General features: G+C 29.6%; 22 protein-coding genes. 11 read left to right on the top strand and 11 right to left on the bottom strand.

Annotation, left to right across the window (positions count from 1 at the left end; all coding sequences use genetic code 11):
• Positions 1-244 precede the first annotated feature (244 nt).
• Positions 245-403: a hypothetical protein gene (locus EV01_RS09620; RefSeq protein ID WP_193741411.1), complete on the bottom strand. Its 159-nt coding sequence runs from the start codon at positions 401-403 to the stop codon at positions 245-247.
• Between the two features lie 77 nt (positions 404-480).
• Positions 481-645 carry a hypothetical protein gene (locus EV01_RS09615; RefSeq protein WP_193741410.1) on the bottom strand — a complete coding sequence of 55 codons (165 nt, stop codon included), beginning with the start codon at positions 643-645 and terminating at the stop codon, positions 481-483.
• Positions 646-943: 298 nt separating this feature from the next.
• Here EV01_RS09615 and EV01_RS09610 point away from each other — a divergent pair, with 298 nt between their 5' ends.
• Positions 944-1,114 carry a hypothetical protein gene (locus EV01_RS09610; RefSeq protein ID WP_193741409.1) on the top strand — a complete coding sequence of 57 codons (171 nt, stop codon included), beginning with the start codon at positions 944-946 and terminating at the stop codon, positions 1,112-1,114.
• A 27-nt stretch (positions 1,115-1,141) separates the two neighbouring features.
• Here EV01_RS09610 and EV01_RS07565 read toward each other — a convergent pair whose 3' ends face one another.
• Complete coding sequence (locus EV01_RS07565) at positions 1,142-1,450, bottom strand: hypothetical protein (protein ID WP_032518156.1); 309 nt, start codon at positions 1,448-1,450, stop codon at positions 1,142-1,144.
• Between the two features lie 319 nt (positions 1,451-1,769).
• Here EV01_RS07565 and EV01_RS07570 point away from each other — a divergent pair, with 319 nt between their 5' ends.
• The gene (locus EV01_RS07570; protein WP_032518155.1) at positions 1,770-2,486 is read left to right on the top strand and encodes a dienelactone hydrolase family protein; all 717 of its coding nucleotides are present in this window, start codon (positions 1,770-1,772) and stop codon (positions 2,484-2,486) included.
• A gap of 196 nt (positions 2,487-2,682) precedes the next feature.
• Here EV01_RS07570 and EV01_RS07575 read toward each other — a convergent pair whose 3' ends face one another.
• From EV01_RS07575 to psbN, 3 genes are all read right to left on the bottom strand, one after another.
• The gene (locus EV01_RS07575; RefSeq protein ID WP_032518154.1) at positions 2,683-2,826 is read right to left on the bottom strand and encodes a high light inducible protein; all 144 of its coding nucleotides are present in this window, start codon (positions 2,824-2,826) and stop codon (positions 2,683-2,685) included.
• Positions 2,826-2,942, bottom strand: a complete 117-nt coding sequence (locus tag EV01_RS07580; RefSeq protein ID WP_011818671.1) for a high light inducible protein — start codon at positions 2,940-2,942, stop codon at positions 2,826-2,828. The genes EV01_RS07575 and EV01_RS07580 overlap by 1 nt, the downstream gene beginning before the upstream one ends.
• 307 nt (positions 2,943-3,249) lie before the next feature.
• On the bottom strand, positions 3,250-3,465 hold the full coding sequence (psbN, locus tag EV01_RS07585; protein ID WP_032518153.1) for a photosystem II reaction center protein PsbN: 216 nt from the start codon (positions 3,463-3,465) through the stop codon (positions 3,250-3,252).
• Positions 3,466-3,816: 351 nt separating this feature from the next.
• Here psbN and EV01_RS09605 point away from each other — a divergent pair, with 351 nt between their 5' ends.
• From EV01_RS09605 to EV01_RS07605, 6 genes are all read left to right on the top strand, one after another.
• The gene (locus EV01_RS09605; RefSeq protein ID WP_193741442.1) at positions 3,817-3,990 is read left to right on the top strand and encodes a hypothetical protein; all 174 of its coding nucleotides are present in this window, start codon (positions 3,817-3,819) and stop codon (positions 3,988-3,990) included.
• Between the two features lie 23 nt (positions 3,991-4,013).
• Positions 4,014-4,169, top strand: coding sequence for a hypothetical protein (locus tag EV01_RS09600; protein ID WP_193741408.1), 156 nt, complete (start codon positions 4,014-4,016; stop codon positions 4,167-4,169).
• Positions 4,166-4,594 (top strand): hypothetical protein, encoded by a 429-nt coding sequence (locus tag EV01_RS07590; RefSeq protein WP_032518152.1) that lies wholly within the window; start codon positions 4,166-4,168, stop codon positions 4,592-4,594. Before EV01_RS09600 ends, EV01_RS07590 begins: the two co-directional genes overlap by 4 nt.
• A 745-nt stretch (positions 4,595-5,339) precedes the next feature.
• Positions 5,340-5,600 carry a hypothetical protein gene (locus tag EV01_RS07595; protein ID WP_032518151.1) on the top strand — a complete coding sequence of 87 codons (261 nt, stop codon included), beginning with the start codon at positions 5,340-5,342 and terminating at the stop codon, positions 5,598-5,600.
• A 1-nt stretch (position 5,601) separates the two neighbouring features.
• Positions 5,602-5,982, top strand: coding sequence for a hypothetical protein (locus EV01_RS07600; protein WP_152556199.1), 381 nt, complete (start codon positions 5,602-5,604; stop codon positions 5,980-5,982).
• Between the two features lie 262 nt (positions 5,983-6,244).
• The gene (locus tag EV01_RS07605; protein ID WP_032518149.1) at positions 6,245-6,703 is read left to right on the top strand and encodes an EVE domain-containing protein; all 459 of its coding nucleotides are present in this window, start codon (positions 6,245-6,247) and stop codon (positions 6,701-6,703) included.
• A 7-nt stretch (positions 6,704-6,710) separates the two neighbouring features.
• Here EV01_RS07605 and EV01_RS07610 read toward each other — a convergent pair whose 3' ends face one another.
• The 3 genes from EV01_RS07610 to EV01_RS07620 all read right to left on the bottom strand — a co-directional run bounded on the left by EV01_RS07610 (position 6,711) and on the right by EV01_RS07620 (position 7,886).
• Positions 6,711-6,962, bottom strand: a complete 252-nt coding sequence (locus tag EV01_RS07610; RefSeq protein ID WP_032518148.1) for a DUF2811 domain-containing protein — start codon at positions 6,960-6,962, stop codon at positions 6,711-6,713.
• Between the two features lie 313 nt (positions 6,963-7,275).
• Positions 7,276-7,647 carry a DUF1818 family protein gene (locus EV01_RS07615; protein WP_032518147.1) on the bottom strand — a complete coding sequence of 124 codons (372 nt, stop codon included), beginning with the start codon at positions 7,645-7,647 and terminating at the stop codon, positions 7,276-7,278.
• A gap of 2 nt (positions 7,648-7,649) precedes the next feature.
• Positions 7,650-7,886, bottom strand: coding sequence for a DNA-directed RNA polymerase subunit omega (locus tag EV01_RS07620; protein ID WP_032518146.1), 237 nt, complete (start codon positions 7,884-7,886; stop codon positions 7,650-7,652).
• Between the two features lie 100 nt (positions 7,887-7,986).
• Here EV01_RS07620 and EV01_RS07625 point away from each other — a divergent pair, with 100 nt between their 5' ends.
• Positions 7,987-9,555, top strand: coding sequence for an Hsp70 family protein (locus EV01_RS07625; RefSeq protein WP_032518145.1), 1,569 nt, complete (start codon positions 7,987-7,989; stop codon positions 9,553-9,555).
• A gap of 7 nt (positions 9,556-9,562) precedes the next feature.
• On the opposite strand, the gene pyrR is transcribed toward EV01_RS07625, so the two are convergent.
• Positions 9,563-10,099, bottom strand: a complete 537-nt coding sequence (pyrR, locus tag EV01_RS07630; RefSeq protein WP_032518144.1) for a bifunctional pyr operon transcriptional regulator/uracil phosphoribosyltransferase PyrR — start codon at positions 10,097-10,099, stop codon at positions 9,563-9,565.
• 138 nt (positions 10,100-10,237) lie between these two features.
• Between pyrR and gpmI the strand changes: the two genes are divergently transcribed.
• Complete coding sequence (gene gpmI, locus EV01_RS07635; RefSeq protein ID WP_032518143.1) at positions 10,238-11,860, top strand: 2,3-bisphosphoglycerate-independent phosphoglycerate mutase; 1,623 nt, start codon at positions 10,238-10,240, stop codon at positions 11,858-11,860.
• Between the two features lie 23 nt (positions 11,861-11,883).
• Positions 11,884-12,111, top strand: coding sequence for a preprotein translocase subunit SecG (gene secG, locus EV01_RS07640; protein WP_011863548.1), 228 nt, complete (start codon positions 11,884-11,886; stop codon positions 12,109-12,111).
• A 65-nt stretch (positions 12,112-12,176) separates the two neighbouring features.
• Here secG and EV01_RS07645 read toward each other — a convergent pair.
• A partial coding sequence (locus EV01_RS07645; RefSeq protein WP_032523273.1) for a TCP-1/cpn60 chaperonin family protein occupies positions 12,177-12,784 on the bottom strand: 608 nt, incomplete at its 5' end.

Here is a 12,784-nt window from a genome sequence, read left to right as displayed (position 1 = left end):
ATTAAGTATTTTTTACGATGTTTTTATTTGATATTCTGATTTGAATTAGAAAAGAGTAAAAATGTTCCTATGGAAAAATCATTTCTAAATTTTATTTATTGGATCCTATTAAAATCAGCAGAAAGTTACTACGGAGATTCATTAAAAACAGAAATACCTTATACACCTTATTTTTAGTTTTGGTGAACCTTAACTTTTAATATTAGATCTCTAGTTTGAGTGTTATTAGTTTGGAATTAATTTATCAAAAAACACAATATGGGTTACTTATAGATTCACTACAAAATAATCTTTTACGTTGAATTTCTTTTATTGATTGTGAATAAATTTTAGCTGTAAGAATCGCTCCAAAATTAACTAAAACTAGAATTAAAAGAAGTAGCTCAATTGCGAGGTTGGTCATAAGATTACCCTCCTTAAATTTATATAAAAACCTTATAACGTCAAAATAGGTATTGAATAGAGTTTAAATTCCTATTTTTAGCTATTGAGATTTTTTGGCAATGGTCTTGGTTCACAATGTTCTACACATTCTTCTAGAGAATTTTTAGAATTACTCTTAATTTCGCAACTACGAAGACAATCATAAAAGGCGTACTTGGGATCTAATTCATTTTTGAATTGTTTATTTCTAAATGTATTCATGATCAAACTCCTTTTGATTTTTTTTCAAGTTGATTAATTAATTTATCCAACCAAAGAGTGTTGTTGATCTTTTTTGTGTTTTTAAAGTATTTCATTTTTAACGAGTTCATGAAGTTATACCTCAATCAGTGGATCCAACTTAGGAGTGATAATTGAAATTTCCTAGAGCAAAAATACTGATTATGAATATAGTGAAATATTTAAAACTGCCTAAATCATGATTTATTTTTTAGGTATTACAACTCTTGATTCTTTTATATTACTCATACTAAATAACTTCTAAAAAAGAAGGTAAATTATGACTTACGGAAATCTAATTAAAAATAAAATTCAACATGTATTTGGTGTTTTGTTTGATTCGTTATCAATTGAGAGAAAACTAACTGATTCTCAAATGGAATGTATGCAATTCGGAATTTGTGATTATGCTCCAAGACAAGTTGAGGAAGTTCCCTTTTTTCATTATTAATCTAAATTCATTTTAAACTAAAGGCAATTAGCTCCTCCTGACCCAATCAGGAGACCCACTAAACCAATCAGCAAGATCATCATTTTTGGGATCGAAATGATTTTCAGTTTCTAAACCATCAAGGCCAAGATTTTGTATGAGCCCATTTATTCCATCTGATTTTTGCTTGCCATATCTCCTTAAGCTATTAGCTTTCTTAAGCCATGTCCATATAGTTGAATTATGTTTTGCATATTTTTCTACATAAATTCTTTCTTCCAATGCAACAGGTTCATCTAATGAAATCCTCTTTACAATATCCTTAATTTTTAAACGAGTTTTGTTGGTTAGAAACATATTCATAAAAGAAGTTAATGTTTTATAAAAGTTTTTTTTATGAATGTCTTGTCAATCTTTATTTCAAGAAAAAGTATTTTTTAGGAGCTTTTCAAGGTCAAATATATTTATTTAACAATAGTTGTATTCAATTGGTAAAAAAGACTACTTAATTCGATTTATATAACTTATGTAAGAATGAGTTCCATATAAGTTTCTCTGTATAATTTAAGATTTAATTTATAAAATCGAACAAGGAAAATTTACATTGACAATCTATCTAAACTAAGAGAATAAATAAGCATCTTTTCTCTGACACAAACTTTTTATATAATCACAAATGAAAGGTCAATGGATAAACATTTATAATGACGATTTACCTCTTAGATCTTGGTGGGTAGATTCAGGTAGTGAGTGTGAATATATATCTATAGTTTTACCAGAGGTGTTTGGGATCAATCACTGGATAAGGAGTTTTTCTGAAAAATTAGCCAAACAAAATGTACCTGTATTAGCCATACCCCTTTACGGTAGAACAGCTCCAAAATTAGATTTAGCATACAGCGAAGAAGACTTGAAATTAGGCAGGCATCATAAAAATTTAACCACTTCAAAAAATATTATTAAAGATATTTCTGCAGCACTAAATTGGGTTAAAGAAAAATATCCAAAAAAGAAAATCTCAATTATTGGATTTTGTTTTGGGGGTCATGCAGCAGTTATAGCTTCTTCGTTAAAAGGAATAGATAGTACATTTTGTTTTTATGGAGCGGGAGTTACAACCCCAAGATCCGATACTAATTTTGCACCTATAGATTTACTAGAAGAAGTTTCTGGAAAATTAAATTTTATTTGTGGTTCTTCAGATAAATTAATTCCCTTACAGGATAGATTAGAAATTAAAAAAAGATTTAAGAAATTAGATCCATTAGAAAAGAGATTTATTTACATTAATGTTAAAGGAGCTGATCATGGCTTTATGTGCGAGGAAAGAGAATCCTTTAATAAAGATGCATCATTAATTGGTTGGAATTTATTGAAGCAAGAATTTAATTAACAGAAAATTAATAGCTGCTATCCTTATTGGCAAATGGCAATTAAGTTTTAATGAAGGAATTATAAGAAAACACTATTGATTAAATAAGAACTCTTCTTAGGTATTTAACGGAAACAGAACTCTTAAATTATAAAGAGGTTCCTAGATGTTTAGATGTAATAGCAAGAGAGCATGGCGGAGAGGTAATCTACAAAAATTAAATGATTCCGGGTACAATTTGACCAGTTGTTATGTATGCTCCAACAAGAGCAACTAGACCAACAAGAGCAAATTTGCCATTTAAATTCTCTGCTCTTATTTTTTGAGGATCAATATTTCTTGATTGAATTTTATTTTCCATTAAAAAACACCAGGGATAAGTTGACCGGTTGTTAAATATGTTCCCACTAAGATCATGAAAGCCATCATTGCTGGTCTTCCAATAGCTCTGTTGAGAATATCTTTATTTGAGTCCATTAAGAATAGTAATTATTAATAAAATATTACTTAATGTAAAGATCAATCGAGCGATGGATGTATAAAATGATTCATCCTATACAGAAATGTAGTAAAAATGTCGCAATTCATAGTTTTAAAAATCTAAATATCGACGTTATTTAAATTCTCAAAAGTAACTTTATTGCTTTTTAAAAATTGCATTTTGATTAGTCAACCAAAATAATAGGAAAATAAAGAATGATAATAATGCTCCAGAAAGAATTGAAATAAAAAAGAATTCAGTTGTTAATTCTGAATCAAAAAAATATGAATACATTTATATTTCTCAGTGAATATGTTCTGCTTCATTATGGTTATGATGATTGTGACCATGAGCAATACCTAATTCATGCATCCTTGCATGTTCTTTTATTGTGTCTCTTAACTTATATGATGATGGTCCAACTGTTGTATAAATACCATATCCGATTGAGCCAAATAATAAAATTCCAACACTACTCAAAAGAAAAAATAAGGTTGGATCTTTGATGGTTCCCAGCATGATCTATAAATAAATTACAAAACAACCATAAATATTTTTAAAGATTTGTTCAAGTGCAAAATTTATAAAATAAAGAGGAAAAAAGCATCCTTAAATATAAAGATTAAATGCTTAGATTGTAATTTAAATAATGAATATTAAAATTAATAATCACCAAAATAATGCTTTTAAAATATTTTCCTTAGTAAAATAAATAACACTTTTAGGTTATGATCTATCTAAATAGATTGATATTAAAGAATTTTATATTTTAAATTTGATTAAACGAAATTTACTCTAATTTGTATTATTTGATGTTGATTAAATTAAGACCTCTAAACTAATTTAGATTTAATTAAATGGTGTTAGCAAATGGAAGTTTTACTTTTTGCACTTTTTTTTATTAGTGCACTTATTTTCTTTATTGCAGGTAAAGATGATTTTGGAAGAACCGAAAATAAATTAATCATTAAAGATATCGAAAAGGAAAAGGTTAAAGAAGACGAAAACATCGAAACCGCTGTAGGAGTAAAAAAACAAGCATAATAAAAAGAAAATTTAAATTAGTTATGATTTATGGTTTTGCCTACCTAGGGATGATTCTTGCTATAAGCGCAGGCTGGATTTTTCTTGCAGTCTTAAAAAAACCTGATTTTATTGAAAAGCCACTAACTGAACTGAAGAATAAAATAAGACCTTTTCTAAATCCAAAAGAAGATCAATGAAATTTGTTCTTGTTTCATTTCTCTTAATTGTATGTACCGTAAAAATTAACCTCATAAATAGCCTACCTATATCAGGAGAGATATATATAAATAACAAATTAACCAATAATCAATTGGCTAAAAAATATTGTGATGCTTTAGAAAAAAATCTTTTCAAAGGGCTTGATAAAGAATCAATATTAAAATATGAATATTTCTTTTCATCCATACCTGATAACTATATAAAAGATGAGGACAAATTTTTAGAAACTTTCAAATCTGATATTAAATCAATCTGTTCATATGATATTGCGGAATCTAATGAAAAAGAATTTAAATCTTTTTTAAAAAATTATTTTAAAACTAAAAGTAGTACTCCAAAAACTAAAGTTGAAGCGATAAATCCCACACCAATTAATCCTGCAATGATTCCAGTATTAAGATAAACCTTCACAGTGGCTAATTCTTTACCTTCTTTTTTAGTCATAGTTTTTTTACCTGAATAAGCACATCCAAACTACCAATGAGAACATCATTAGAGCAAGGCTAAAAATACTTTACTATTGGCTTTGCCTTTTTTATTAGTAAATTTAAAAGGGATTAGAGCCATAACACTTCATAAAACAAAATTATTTCATGTTTTTTTTATTTATCAAGAAATTTTTATACGTAAAAATGTATTAGTAAAATAGCAAAGTTGTAGCAATACGTTTAAGGAGAAAATAGTAATTTGAATGACTATTAACTCGCGAGGATTAAGCTAAATTTTTAGTATTAGAACAATTATTTGCTTATTGGTTATTTAATGGAAGAAGAAAAAAAAGATTAGAACAGTTATATCAAGAACCTGCTGCTGAGATACAGATGGCAGCAGAGATTATAGACAATTACTTATTAGATAAAAGATTTATGAGAGGGCTTGAATATGATAAAGAATATGATGCTGCTTAATTAGATAAAGTACCTATTTTTTCCTATTTATTTAAAGGTTATTCTTTTGAGCAAATAACAGGATTAAAACAATGATGAAACTTGCAATCATTTTTTTACCAATTTTATTTGCAGTTATTTGGGCTGCTTTTATAGGTTTAAGAATAAATAAAGTAGAAACTAGAGATGGAAAAAGAAAATTAATTAATTACTAATTGATTGACAGTCGATCTAACATAGAGGGATAAAACCCTCTTTTTTATGAATACCTTAATAGTTTCTACTTTTGATTGTTCTTTTGAAGATTTCGAAAAATTTGTAGAAGATTTCCATGAAAAGGAAGGACATAAATATGTCGAAGAATATGAACTCATCAAGGTAAATGACCATAAAAGTCACTTAATTCTTAAAGTCAAGGATTTAGAAGGATTTGCTGCTGCTACAAGTACTACAGAGATGAAAGAGTGGGATAAAGAAAATGGTTATAAAGACATTTGTTATTCACTAACTCCAGTTGAATAAATTGAAAAGCTTACTACTTGCTCCTTTTTTATTGGGATTAATTCCTTCAGCTAATGCAGGGATATATATTTATCCATTTTTTAATGAGGGTATAGAAGTACGCTGTGCAGATAATGAACCAAGACATTTAATTTCTTTTAAAGCTGGCAGAGTTATGAAATTTGAAGATGATGGAGATGAAAAATATAAATTCCCTGAAACTTATCTTTTTCCAGAAAAACCTAATGATAAGTATTCTTATTTTCCTAGTACAGCAGGTACACAATGTAGCTTTAGAAAATTAAGTAAAAAAGAAAAAATGTTCTTTGTTAAAAGAGCATTTGAAACTTGTATTGCTTCAGATTTAGAAATTAGAAAGAAATATTGTTATGGGTGGAATTAAATGAAAAGCTCTCTGGATAATAAATTTCTAAGGGATCTGCCGTCCAGCTAAAGAAGCCCGCATCCAACCCCTATCTATTAAATTAATAAGCTCCTAAATTTTGGCAGAAGTTTGTGAATATTATTTATACATTTTTGAAAATAGACTTACCCAAATACCGCCCATTACTTTCCTAAATAGGAACTTTAATGGATAATAAACATAATAATAAAATTCTGATTCTAGCAAAATCTAGCAGATAAATTCCTCCAAACCCCTTGACATGACAGAAGAAAAGTTTTGGCTAATGAAAAGTGAGCCTGACGCATACAGTATAGATACTTTAAAAAATGAGAGTGTAACTTTATGGGACGGAATAAGAAATTATCAAGCTAGGAATTTCATGAGAAAAATGAATGTAGGTGATAAGGTTTTTTTCTATCACTCAAACTGCAAACCTCCAGGAATTGTAGGACTTATGGAGGTAATAGATCTAAATATTATTGACCCTACTCAATTTGATAAAGGTTCAAAGTATTTTGATCCAAAATCTAAACCTGAAAATCCTAGATGGGATTGTGTAAAAGTTAAATTCATATCCAAATCAAATAAGATTTTAAGTTTACCTGAATTAAAGATTTTATTTAGTGAGGAAGAATTATTAGTTGTAAAAAAAGGAAATAGATTATCAATATTACCTGTTCAAAATGATATAGCCAAAATACTATTAGAGAAAATCTAAAAAAATTTTAGTCCTCAAAACTCATTGAAAACATATTTCCAATATAAAGCCTGGTTAAGTCCCTATTTTGAAATCCTTTTTGCATCAAAAATCCTGCGATGGCTGCTTGCAGTATCCTGTATTGATCCCAATTAGGATGTTCTTCAACAAATTCTTTCATTGCCTTTTGTAGATTTTCATGAAGTTCACATTTGAAACTAATTACTTCTTTTTTCTGACTTAAAACTAATGGATTTTTGTCGTAATTTAATTCTTGCATATTGAAAAATTTTTTTGAAATTCAAATCTACAAGATCTAGTTTTCTTCAAAATTACTAAATCGTCAACAAGTATTATTAAAAGGCAGTCTCAAGCTAAAGAATAATGAGAATCAAGTCATAAAGTGGGTATTCATTAAAATTGATTTTCATAAAATCAATTCTCCTCGAAATATAAATAATTATATAAAAACATAAGTTTTCCACATCCTTTAGGTAATTAAATATTTTTATAAAAATAGTTGTGGAAAAGTTGTGGAATTTTTTTTCCCCCACGGGGAAATATTTTAAAAAATTTCCAATTTTATTTATCTTTTAATCCATTGATTCCCACATTTTTTTTATTTCATAAAATAAATTTTTTGCTATTGGTATAGGCCAATACATTTCGAAAGATCTTGTTTGATCTTGACTTTCAAAAACAAACCTCAAACTCCATTCATTTTTTTTTCCTTCTAACTCAATGTACCAAGGTAGTTGTTCTAAATTTAAAGTAATCAACTCCTCATCCAAGAGTTCATTCTTAATATCTAATAGTTGTTTATTAATTCTTACTAGTAGAAGATAAAGTGAATGAAATTCACTTTTTTGTAACTCTATTGACCAATTATCAACTCCAATTAAAAAGCAAAATTTACCTTTTCTGAAATCTCTAAGTAATCTCCATCGTTTTTGGTCTTTTACCAAAATTAACCAGGAAGTAAATCTGGTTGGTCTTGCTCATCGCTCAATTCAATAATTGACCTTTGAACAGGTTTAATAGTTGATTCCTCTAATAATCCATCAAAATCATCAAAACGTCTTTGTTTTGCTCTGAAAGCAATTCTCACGGTAGTTAAATATCTATTTGTTGATTTTCTTATTAAGCTTTCACCTCTTATTGCCAAATCAGTAGAGTCGACTCCTGCATTATTTGATATGTTCATTAAAAAAGTTTTTTATTACTAGGATATATTTTACAGTTTACTGGACCGATTCAAAACATAAATTACAAAAAGCACTTAATTGATTCAAAAAAATTTCTACATGAAAGAAAATTTATCTGGAACTCTTGCTATTGATTTAGGGAATACTAATACTGTAATAGCTTTTCAAGATCAAAAAGAAATAAATCCTGTTTTGATTGAAATACCGAATATTACGTCCTCACCAGGAGTTATTCCTACAGCAATTTGGTTCGAGGAAAATTCTTCAATAGTGAAAATTGGTATAAGTGCTTTACATATGAGAAACAGCTCTAATTCAGATTTATACTTTCATTCAAATTTTAAAAGATTAATTGGAAATCCTGTTGAAAAATTTAACCCAAAAAATATCCTAAGTCCTAATGAATGTGGCGAAAAATTTTTTAAATTTTTGTGGGCAAACATTCCTCAAAAATATGAGATCAAAAGACTTGTTTTAACTGCTCCTATTGATACATATCGAGGTTACAGAGCATGGTTAATTAACCTTTGTAGTCAAATGTCTGTAGATGAAATAGCCCTAGTTGATGAACCTACTGCGGCTAGCTTAGGGATTAAGGTACCTTTTGGCTCGAAAATAATGACATTAGATATTGGTGGAAGCACAATTGATATGAATATAGTGAAAATAGAAGGTGGCGAAGGGAAATCTGGCCCAATTGCTGAATTACTAAAATTCAAAGGAAATGATGTTAGCTCAATATCAAAACAAAAATTAAGGTGTGCAGAAATAATAAGTAAAACAGGCTCAAAAATTGGAGGGAAAGATATTGATCAATGGATTGTTGATTATTTTATTCCAAATAATCAATATGCAATAAATCTTTTAAAGGCAGAAGAAATAAAATGTAAACTTAGCTCATCTTCAATTAAATATGAAAATAAATATCCAACCAAATTATTCATTGAAGGATATCAAGAAAAAGAGTTTTATCTAAGCCAAGAAATATTTGAGAAAATTATGATTAAGAATAATTTTCTAAATCACCTTAACTCCTTATTTAAAGATTTATTAAATGAAGCAAGAGGTAAATTTTGCACAGTAGATGACTTAAGTTCAATTATTTTGGTTGGAGGTGGAACTCAAATACCATTAGTTCAAGAATGGATAAGGGAAAAGATTCCAAAAGTCGAAATAAAGTCACCCCCTCCTATTGAAGCAATAGCTTTAGGAGCTTTATCGATGACCCCAGGGGTAAAAATTAAAGACATATTAGCTAAAGGCTTATCAATAAGATTATTTAACAAAAGAGCACAAAAACACTTCTGGCATCCAATTTTTTGCAAAGGTCAAACATGGCCAACTGAAAACCCATTTAAGTTGATCCTTCAAGCTAGTAAAAGTAATCAGAAAATATTTGAAATAATTATTGGAGAAACAAAAACAGAAAGAGAATATGACGTAATATTTGAGGATGGATTACCAAAATTAGCACAAGTACAAAGTGAAGAGGAAATAGTTAAATGGGATAATATACCGCTCATAATTGAATTAAAAAACAATTCTAATCTTGGAGAAGACAACTTAAAACTTTTCTTCAAAATTACAAAAAAGGCTGATTTATTAGTTGAGTGTTTCGATATTAAAGATGAATTTTTAGGAGAATATAATTTAGGTAATATTTTCTGAACAATAGCTATTCTAGAAATACTCCTTCCTCATTATCAACATTTTTTAGTCTTAAACTAATACTTTCATTTTTACTGGTTGAAACTTTTTTACCGCAAAAATCTGGTTGAATAGGCAATTCTCTATGACCTCTATCTACCATTACCAGTAACATCACTCTTTTGGGTCTTCCCCATGAATATAAGGCATCTATTGCAGCTCTAATTGTTCTGCCAGTATAAATTACATCATCTATCAAGATTATTTCTTGTTTCTCAATAGGAGTTGGAATATCAGTCGCTTTTATTAATCTAGTTCCAACTTTATTTTGATCATCTCTATAAAAAGTTGGATCAATTATTCCATTTTTTATTTTTAAACCTGTCTTAAGAAATATTTCTTTTCCCAAAACTTCCGCCAAATCAATTCCCCTAGAGGGAATACCAACCAAAAGAAGGTTTTCTAGAGCCTGCACTTTTTCAATAATTTCTGAAGATAAACGTGAAAGAGTTTTTTTAAGTTCAACTTCATTAAGTATTACTTTTCTTTTTGTTTTATTGGACATTATTTATCAATAAATAAAATTCATTCAATATTTTTTATAAATTAGCAAAAGCTAACTATGTTAAATATAGATTGTTAAAGAGTAGCTTTTAAAGCTAAATTTAATGTTAGATCACTTAAAAACGAATTTGATCTAAATATGCCAAAGATTAGTAGCAAAAATATAAATAATTTCAATGCCCCGCAGAGCCCTGTAGTTCTTGCGATACTTGATGGCTGGGGACATCGAGAAGAAATATCAAATAACGCTATAAAGACCGCAAATACACCAATCATGGATTCATTATGGCATGCGTATCCTCATACCCTAATAAGCGCTAGTGGATCTGATGTAGGCTTACCAGATGGCCAAATGGGTAATTCAGAGGTTGGGCACCTTACCATCGGTTCGGGAAGAATAATTCAACAAGAACTTGTAAGGATTTCGAATGTTGTAAAAAATAATAAGTTAGGTTTGATCGATGAGTTAAATGAGATGGCTACCTCATTAAAGAAAAACAATTCTACTTTGCACATAACGGGATTATGCTCTGATGGAGGAGTACATAGTCATATTGACCATTTATTAGGTTTGATTAAATGGGCATCTGATAATGGCATAAAAAAAGTTGCGATTCATATTATTACTGATGGAAGAGATACACCTGCAAAAAGTGCGCTTAAATATTTAGACCAAATTGAATCATGCATTCAAAAATACAATACTGGTGAAATAGCCTCTATTTGTGGTAGATATTGGATAATGGATAGAAATCTTTTATGGGACAGAACGGAAAAAGCACATTCCAATTTAACTGATCCAAATATAAAAGCAACAAATATTTCTCCACAGGATTACATAAAAAAAAGTTATGACAAAAACATAACTGATGAATTTATAGAGCCCATACGAATTTCTGAAAACTACATGAAAGATGGAGATAGTTTGATTTGCTTTAACTTCCGTCCAGATAGAGCTAGACAAATAATAAAATCCCTTTCACAGAAGAATTTTTTAGATTTTGAAAGAAAATTTTTCCCAATTCTAGATTTAATTACATTTACTCAATACGATGAGAACTTCAATGTTAAGATTGCATTTCCTCCTGAATCTCTAAATAATTTTGTCGGTCAAATAGTTTCAGAAAACGGCCTCAAGCAATATAGAACAGCAGAAACGGAAAAATATCCTCACGTAACATATTTTTTTAATGGAGGAGTAGAAATTCCTTTACCTGGAGAAGATAGACATTTAATTCCATCTCCAAGAGTAGCAACTTATGATATGGAACCCGAAATGTCTGCGGAAGAGTTAACTATTTCTTGCTCTAAAGCAATTAAAAGTGGAAAATATGCTTTTATTGTAATCAATTTTGCTAATCCTGATATGGTGGGTCATACAGGGAATATGAATGCCACAACGAAAGCTATAGAAACAGTAGATAAGTGTATAGGCCAAATAGTTAATTCTACTGGAGAAATGGGTGGAAGCATACTCATAACAGCTGATCATGGCAATGCAGAGGTTATGAAAGGGCCATCAGGAGAACCGTGGACGGCTCACACTACAAATAAAGTTCCATTAATTTTTATAGAGGGTGAAAAAAGAAAAATTCCGAATATGGGGAATGAAATTTATTTAAGAGATAATGCTGGCTTAGCAGATATTGCACCAACTTTATTGCAATTATTAAATCTTCCAATACCAAAAGAAATGACAGGAAAGTCTTTAATTAAAGAGGTAGAATTAAAAGGTTATAATAAGGTGGTTCAACACGTTTAAAGCGAATAAAAGTTTTTTAAGCAATGATTCAAATTATTAGTTGGATTTGGGTATTTTCTGGAGTTCTTCTCATTCTCTTAGTTTTACTTCATAGTCCTAAAGGTGATGGAATGGGAGGAATAGCCGCCAGTGGAAGCTCTATGTTCAACAGCGCAAGTAGTGCAGAAGCCTCTCTTAACAAAATAACTTGGACTTTTTTAGTGATATTTTTGTCTCTAGCAATTATTCTTAGCGCTGGTTGGATTTCGTAAAAGTTCAATAAAAAGGGACCATTTTGAATGATCCCTTTTAAAAATTTACTAAAAACTATTGTTAGTTAGTAATCAAAGTCACCGCCCATACCCGGAGCGCCTGCTGGAGCAGCTGAATCTTTTTTCTCAGGTAGATCTGCAACTATGCATTCGGTGGTTAGAACCATTCCTGCTATTGAAGCTGCATTTTGCAATCCTGAACGTGTAACTTTTGCAGGGTCAACTATGCCAGCAGAAGACATATCCACATATTCTCCAGTAGCAGCATTGAATCCATCATTAAATGGTTTAGTTTTTACATTTTCAGCAATCACAGCTCCATTAGAACCTGCATTCTCAGCAATTCTCATAAGAGGAGCAGTAAGTGAAGCTTCAACAATGTTAGCTCCAATTAATTCCTCTCCTTCTAAATTTTTATCAGCCCATTCTTTTAGAATAGGAGATAAATGAGCGAGAGTTGTTCCTCCTCCAGGTACAATTCCTTCTTCAACAGCTGCTTTTGTTGCATTAATAGCATCCTCAAGACGAAGCTTTTTATCCTTCATCTCAGTTTCAGTAGCAGCCCCAACCTTAATCACTGCAACACCTCCAGCTAGTTTAGCGAGACGTTCTTGAAGCTTTTCTTTATCATATGAAGAATCTGTTTCATCCATTTGCTTCTTAATTTGTTCAC

The sequence above is a fragment of the Prochlorococcus marinus str. MIT 9401 genome, from assembly GCF_000760095.1.
Lineage (GTDB): Bacteria > Cyanobacteriota > Cyanobacteriia > PCC-6307 > Cyanobiaceae > Prochlorococcus_A > Prochlorococcus_A marinus_I.
The sequence above is the reverse complement of the archived record's forward strand: the minus strand, read 5'-3'. Positions and strand labels throughout refer to the sequence as shown.

Bases quoted from the DNA above. Each gene is read 5' to 3' on its own strand.
- EV01_RS09610 (WP_193741409.1), top strand. From the start codon at position 944: ATGACTTACGGAAATCTAATTAAAAATAAAATTCAACATGTATTTGGT.
- pyrR (WP_032518144.1), bottom strand. From the start codon at position 10,099: ATGTCCAATAAAACAAAAAGAAAAGTAATACTTAATGAAGTTGAACTT.
- EV01_RS07570 (WP_032518155.1), top strand. From the start codon at position 1,770: ATGAAAGGTCAATGGATAAACATTTATAATGACGATTTACCTCTTAGA.
- EV01_RS07625 (WP_032518145.1), top strand. From the start codon at position 7,987: ATGAAAGAAAATTTATCTGGAACTCTTGCTATTGATTTAGGGAATACT.
- EV01_RS07580 (WP_011818671.1), bottom strand. From the start codon at position 2,942: ATGGACTCAAATAAAGATATTCTCAACAGAGCTATTGGAAGACCAGCA.
- EV01_RS09605 (WP_193741442.1), top strand. From the start codon at position 3,817: ATGGAAGTTTTACTTTTTGCACTTTTTTTTATTAGTGCACTTATTTTC.
- EV01_RS09620 (WP_193741411.1), bottom strand. From the start codon at position 403: ATGACCAACCTCGCAATTGAGCTACTTCTTTTAATTCTAGTTTTAGTT.
- EV01_RS07605 (WP_032518149.1), top strand. From the start codon at position 6,245: ATGACAGAAGAAAAGTTTTGGCTAATGAAAAGTGAGCCTGACGCATAC.
- secG (WP_011863548.1), top strand. From the start codon at position 11,884: ATGATTCAAATTATTAGTTGGATTTGGGTATTTTCTGGAGTTCTTCTC.
- EV01_RS07590 (WP_032518152.1), top strand. From the start codon at position 4,166: ATGAAATTTGTTCTTGTTTCATTTCTCTTAATTGTATGTACCGTAAAA.
- EV01_RS07575 (WP_032518154.1), bottom strand. From the start codon at position 2,826: ATGGAAAATAAAATTCAATCAAGAAATATTGATCCTCAAAAAATAAGA.
- EV01_RS07595 (WP_032518151.1), top strand. From the start codon at position 5,340: ATGAATACCTTAATAGTTTCTACTTTTGATTGTTCTTTTGAAGATTTC.
- psbN (WP_032518153.1), bottom strand. From the start codon at position 3,465: ATGCTGGGAACCATCAAAGATCCAACCTTATTTTTTCTTTTGAGTAGT.
- EV01_RS07565 (WP_032518156.1), bottom strand. From the start codon at position 1,450: ATGTTTCTAACCAACAAAACTCGTTTAAAAATTAAGGATATTGTAAAG.
- EV01_RS09615 (WP_193741410.1), bottom strand. From the start codon at position 645: ATGAATACATTTAGAAATAAACAATTCAAAAATGAATTAGATCCCAAG.
- EV01_RS07620 (WP_032518146.1), bottom strand. From the start codon at position 7,886: ATGAACATATCAAATAATGCAGGAGTCGACTCTACTGATTTGGCAATA.
- gpmI (WP_032518143.1), top strand. From the start codon at position 10,238: ATGCCAAAGATTAGTAGCAAAAATATAAATAATTTCAATGCCCCGCAG.
- EV01_RS07610 (WP_032518148.1), bottom strand. From the start codon at position 6,962: ATGCAAGAATTAAATTACGACAAAAATCCATTAGTTTTAAGTCAGAAA.
- EV01_RS09600 (WP_193741408.1), top strand. From the start codon at position 4,014: ATGATTTATGGTTTTGCCTACCTAGGGATGATTCTTGCTATAAGCGCA.